This window comes from Campylobacter concisus (assembly GCF_002913865.1).
Classification (GTDB): Bacteria; Campylobacterota; Campylobacteria; order Campylobacterales; family Campylobacteraceae; genus Campylobacter_A; species Campylobacter_A concisus_AM.
Genome location: NZ_POYX01000139.1, coordinates 1 through 5,513, shown reverse-complemented (window position 1 = coordinate 5,513; position 5,513 = coordinate 1). Strand labels below are relative to the sequence as shown.

Sequence of the window (5,513 nt, the reverse complement as noted above, 5' to 3'; positions counted from 1 at the left end):
GATAATACTATTATATCTGGTACTTTAATTACAGCATCATTTTTTTTCATCATAGAATTTAAATTTTGAAAAGAAGGTATTTCAACAACATGTGATTCACTGTGCTCTAAACAAGAATTTATACTTGAAAAGAAAGTTTCAAATTCTTTTATGCTTGCATCTAAAAAATCCTTTTCATTCTTAACTATCTCTTCCATATCTTTAGCATTTTTGAAATACTTATTTATGTGTCCAAGATAAGAATTAGCTTTTAAAAATCTATATGCCACCTGCTTTTCGTTCTCACTTAGTGTATCAAAGTGCATAATCGTATTTATTTGATTTTGCTTATCTTGCATAAAATCATTAAAAGTATCTATATCTTTTTGAAATTTTTTAATTCTATCGTTGTCAACCCTTGTAAATGGACTTAAGCTTAATAGATATAGATCTTCATCGTTTTTGGCGTCTATTTGTATAGAGTACTGACTATAGTCTTTTATGCCTTTTAGTTGTTTAGGATCGGTCACCTTCTTATCATCTGCTCTATTTAGACTATCTACTATTTTATAGTTTAATACGTTTTGTAAAAGATGCTCGTTTAGCTTTGCGTTTAGTATCGAAGGAGCATTTGAAATAACAAGATAGTTTTTAGAGATACCGCCACTGTTATTTGTATTGTGAGTATTGTCTTTTGTGGTTAAGGATTTGTCTCTTAAAAGATTTGCAAATTTCAAAGAGTTAAAAAATGGATATTGCATATAGACAAAATTTGCTCTATTTGCAATCACACACTCTTCTATCCTTTTAAGTAAGCTCTCTTCAGTATTATTCTTATCGTTTTTACATATTGATATATTACTCTTTTTGTCTATATTTTCATATTTACTTATCTTTGCATCAAATAGACTTTTTTCATCACCTTCTAATGAAAAATCAGAACAAATTCCGATGTACTCATCATAATTACTTTTTGTATTAGTGGCTGTTATATCAAACCCTGAAAAGTCTATAAATGCTCCACGCTTTTGATCGTCGTTTGTAAAAACTAAGATATTATTAAACGACACTGTATTTAATAGTCCTAGTATAAAACCAAACTTAGTAGCTAGCAAACTCATAACGGGACTAGAAAAAGCATAAGAACCTCTTTTGTTTAGAGAGCTAAAGATATTTTCTGTAGTTTTCAATGCGTCTGGCGCAGATAGCACAATATTTAATAAGCTGAACGATTTTTTAAAATCAGTGATATCAAAAAAATTCATAAAAAATTTACATATCTCTTTTTTGATATAAGTGTCGCCATCCTCTGAAGCTTTCTTAAGATTTTTTTTGATCTCCTCAAAACTCTCTTCTATCGTTTTTATTACTTCATCTCTTTTGCTAAAATTTTCACGAATTAATATAATATTTGCCTTATCTATTAACGCATTTTTTAGTTTATCCAACAAAGCCCAAAGTCTTTTTTCTATTGTATTATATTCTCTGACCAGTATGCTAGATGCTTCCTCAAAATTTTTAACCTCACTGTCATCGTTTTTAACTCTATTGGCAAGATAAATTAATCCATCAACAAATTCTTCTACTGGATCTTGCTCTTCGCTAAGGATTTCTGCATATATACTAGAATTAAGAAGTGTTATCTTGTTATTTTTTTTCGTAATATTTTTATTAAACAAACTAGACTTATCCAAGTATTTATATGTTTTTACAGACAAAGCTTTATTACTATATTGTTTTAGAGAAAATAACCTTGTAATTATTTTATTATATAATGCCTCGCCATTAAACACATTTGGTTCGTAAAAACAATTTAAATCACGACAATAAAAGGTTATATTTTTGTATGTCTCACCATTAACACCAAACTCAAAAAGCAATTCCTCTATGCTTCTAATAATTTTCGTATTATCTAATCTCAAGAACGATCCTTCTCTTTAAATTTATCAACTAACAAGCATTACAAAACTAGTTGTGTTTATATCATTTACATAACCACTATCTAGCCCTTTAGCTATCTCAAGCTCTATACTTTTTGCACCAGTTGGGGTTAAAAATACATTTGTATAAGTTTGCTTGTTTTTATCTGTACTAGAGCTATTAAACTCATCCAAACTAGCAAAAAATCCCACACCGCTTTCAGGGCTATTTGCTTTTTTATAGTTCTCTTTATCAAGTGCGCTAAAATTCTTTGGAGCAACAAATACCAAATTTAGCTTATCCGCCCCGTATCTTAGTTTAAATTCTTTGATATCATAGCGCTTATCGTCATAATTATCCGCCAAAAGAGCCTTTAAATTCTTATCGTCTACGTCTCTTCCCTCGTCTAAATTGAGCTTGATCTTGTTAAAACCATTTTTATCTTCAAATTTTTTATCAAATAGATAGTATGTAGCCACCAAAAGGTTATCACTTTGAGAAGCAAAAGCCTTTACATGCAGTCTTATCACTGGCTTGTTTAAATTTGGATTTACCACCGCTGCATTATCGTTTTCAGAGGTTGGGCTACCTATACTATGAGCCAGCTTTATCCTATTTTCTTTTTTGATACATCTTAGCGGTGAGCTAGTGTTGCTTAGGCACGCTGGCACTAGGTCTTGCATGACCGCATAGTGGTTATTCATACTTTTTAGACTAAGAGCCGCTCTTGGTACGTATGCCACCTTGGTGCAAGGATTATGTGCTGAGCAGCCAACTATCGGTGAGTTGATAAAGTCAATGTCAAGTATCACACCTTGATCATCTGACCTTATGCTTTTGCCCGCTCTACTTTTTAAGATCACATGTCCGCCATGTGGGCAAACTACCACGTCATCTTCTATTATTGGATTAGCAAATGCAGTACCGCCAGCACTTAGCGTACTACTTTTCTTTTCTAAATTTATCCTCTCATTTGCCTTTTCAAGCGACTCTTTGGTCTCTTTGTTTGTTGGCTTTAGGTCTATATTTAGACTTTTATTTAGTAGTGAGTAGTTTAGTATGCTAGCCTGTGAGTTTTTATATGTAACACTTAGTCTTCCCTTATCTTTTTCCTCGTCCCTTGGCTGATGAGTGAAGCTTAAGCTAGAATTTTCCTCCTCCCCGCTCTCTTCATTTTTAAAGTATAGTGGATAGTCTGATTGTTCGGTGGCGGTGCTTAGTGGCATAGAGTTTAAAAAGACATTTGGCTTATAGGAACTGATGTCCTCTATATTTAGCCTATCTTCTATCTTATTATAAATTTCATCGCAGTCTACAACATCCTTATCGTTTAAAAATATATAAAGCTGCTTATCCTCAGTGTTAGCAAATGCCGTAGAGCTTGATCTATCTAGGCTAAATTTCTCCTTTGCCCCATTGTCTCTTATATAAATGCTAGTAAAGTTATCACTAAACATAGCATTTTTAAACTGAGCCTTCTTAGCCTTTATAAACAAGCTATCTTTCTCTTTTGGCAAATAGCACTTTGTAAGATTTGAGCCATAGGTATAGGTTTTTGTGATATCAGTTTTATCTTTTATTAGCTCATTTTCATTATGTATAAATTCCAGCGGATACATCTTTTGCAGCGATCTTACTTGGTTTAAAGGTATTTTTGAGCTATCGTCCATATCGTTTTTGTCTATTATCCTTGCATAAATTTGCTTATCCGCCAGATCCATCAGCATATCCACCAAGGTTACTTTACTTAGCCTATTTTCGCTTTCGGCAGAGTATTTGTCTATTATCTCTTGATACTCCTCATCTCCAAGGCTCTCTAGTATGTGATAAAGCTCTCCTAAAATGATACTTATATAGTTTTGATTACCATCTTTGATATTTTCGTTTTTATCGCTGAGCTTATATTTATTGCCCTCTATGTTGTCTACTAGTATGGCAGATAGCTTATCAAGATATGTTAGCGCGTATGATATATCCTCACTTAGCGCCTTTTTCTTAGAATTTTTATCTTCTTTTAAAAGATAGTCGTATAGATATATGGCATATATTATACTAGTCATATAGTGCGAGTTTATATAGTAGATGCCATCGAGATGACCTATATGAAGTAGATGAAGTCTAGGCGTATTTTTGTAGTTTATCCTATCATCTTTAGTAAGCCCTAGTTTATACCCCAGATCAGCTATCACCGACACAGTAGGCTCTATGGCTCTGTTAAAGTCATTGCCTATGTTAAATTCCTCACAAGTCACAGTGTTTTTTATAGTCTCACAGTGATGTATCTCAAATGGTATATTATCTTTGTATATAGTTTTGCAGCTAGCAGCGCTCTCCTCTAGCAAGTTAGGGTCTAGCTCGTCTTTGTGCTCTTTGCACTCACTTATTAGAGTATCAGTACTTTTTGAGCCGTTATATATCTTATCTACACACTTGTCTATAACTTTTCTGGTAAATCCAAAAAGATCAAGCAGCTTATGTACGCAAAATTTGATCATCTTAACTATCAGCCTAACCACTCTAAATACAAAATGCAAAGCACTGATAGCCAAACCACCTATGCCAGGGGCATTATATGTATAAAGCTCATCTACGTTTAGACTCTTATAAAACAAACAACATACCTGAGATAGATGCCCGCCAAGGCTGTGGCCACATATACTTACATTAAAGTTAGGCGTTTTCTCATCACTACCACTATCCTCTCTGATAGCCTTTTTTATATCACCGATCATCGTAAAGAGCGATATGATCTGAGGTAACCCAGCAAATGCAGCTATAAACACGTCAGTAAGCACCAAGTCTTTAAAAAACTCCGCACCGCCAACCTCCGTGCCCCTAAAAGCTATGATATATCTTGGCTTGTCACTACTCATAGTAGGCTTTGTATCCTTAAATATCGTGTAAGAAAAGCCAGATATTGCGGTATTTTGCTGGTGAGATATCAGCTCATATCTATTTACAAATGTCTTTGTTCGGTGAGATAGGGAGGTTGGTTTATAGAAAATTCGCTGAGAAAAATCTTTATCATTTACTTTGATAAAATTTTTAACATCGTTATCTATTAATCTTTTATCTTCTTTTTCATTTTCGTCGTCATTGGGGGCAACAATCTCTTTATCTTTCATAAATCTAGCCTCTACACAAAGGGCATAGGTTGTAATATCCCCTATTTTTTTACCATTAGTTCTAGAAGTTTCGGTTTCATTATCTTGATTTACTCTATCTCCAAGCCTAATATCGTCAGCATAAACCCACTTAGGCTTAGGCTTTTTAAGTATTTTGTAGTTATAAAATTCATCGGATTTACTCCATTTTTCATTATTATCTATAAATTCGTAAAATGAGTAAGAAGCATCCGCCATATCAGCATGATCTTTTATATCAGAGATTATTTGTTTTACAGATTTATTTTTAGGGTTGTTATTGCTATTTTCCACTATTTTTCCTTAACAAAAGTGTTTTTAGAGCTATCAAAATAAAATTTATTTCCACCTAAGACATAGTTTGTTTCACTCTTACTAAATTTTATCCCAGCTCCTTCATCGCCAAATAAGCCATATTTTTTTGATTGATAGCTATATGTTACAGAGATATCTATAGGTACTATATTCTCA

2 protein-coding genes are annotated in these 5,513 nt (G+C 33.0%); both read right to left on the bottom strand.

What is annotated here, in order from left to right; all coding sequences use genetic code 11:
* Positions 1-1,901 (bottom strand): hypothetical protein (locus tag CYP77_RS08975; protein WP_141090847.1); only part of this gene is annotated, 1,901 nt, incomplete at its 3' end.
* 24 nt (positions 1,902-1,925) lie between these two features.
* Entirely contained in the window at positions 1,926-5,336 is a 3,411-nt protein-coding gene (locus tag CYP77_RS08970; RefSeq protein ID WP_103567930.1) for a hypothetical protein, read from the bottom strand.
* Between the last annotated feature and the right edge of the window lie 177 nt (positions 5,337-5,513).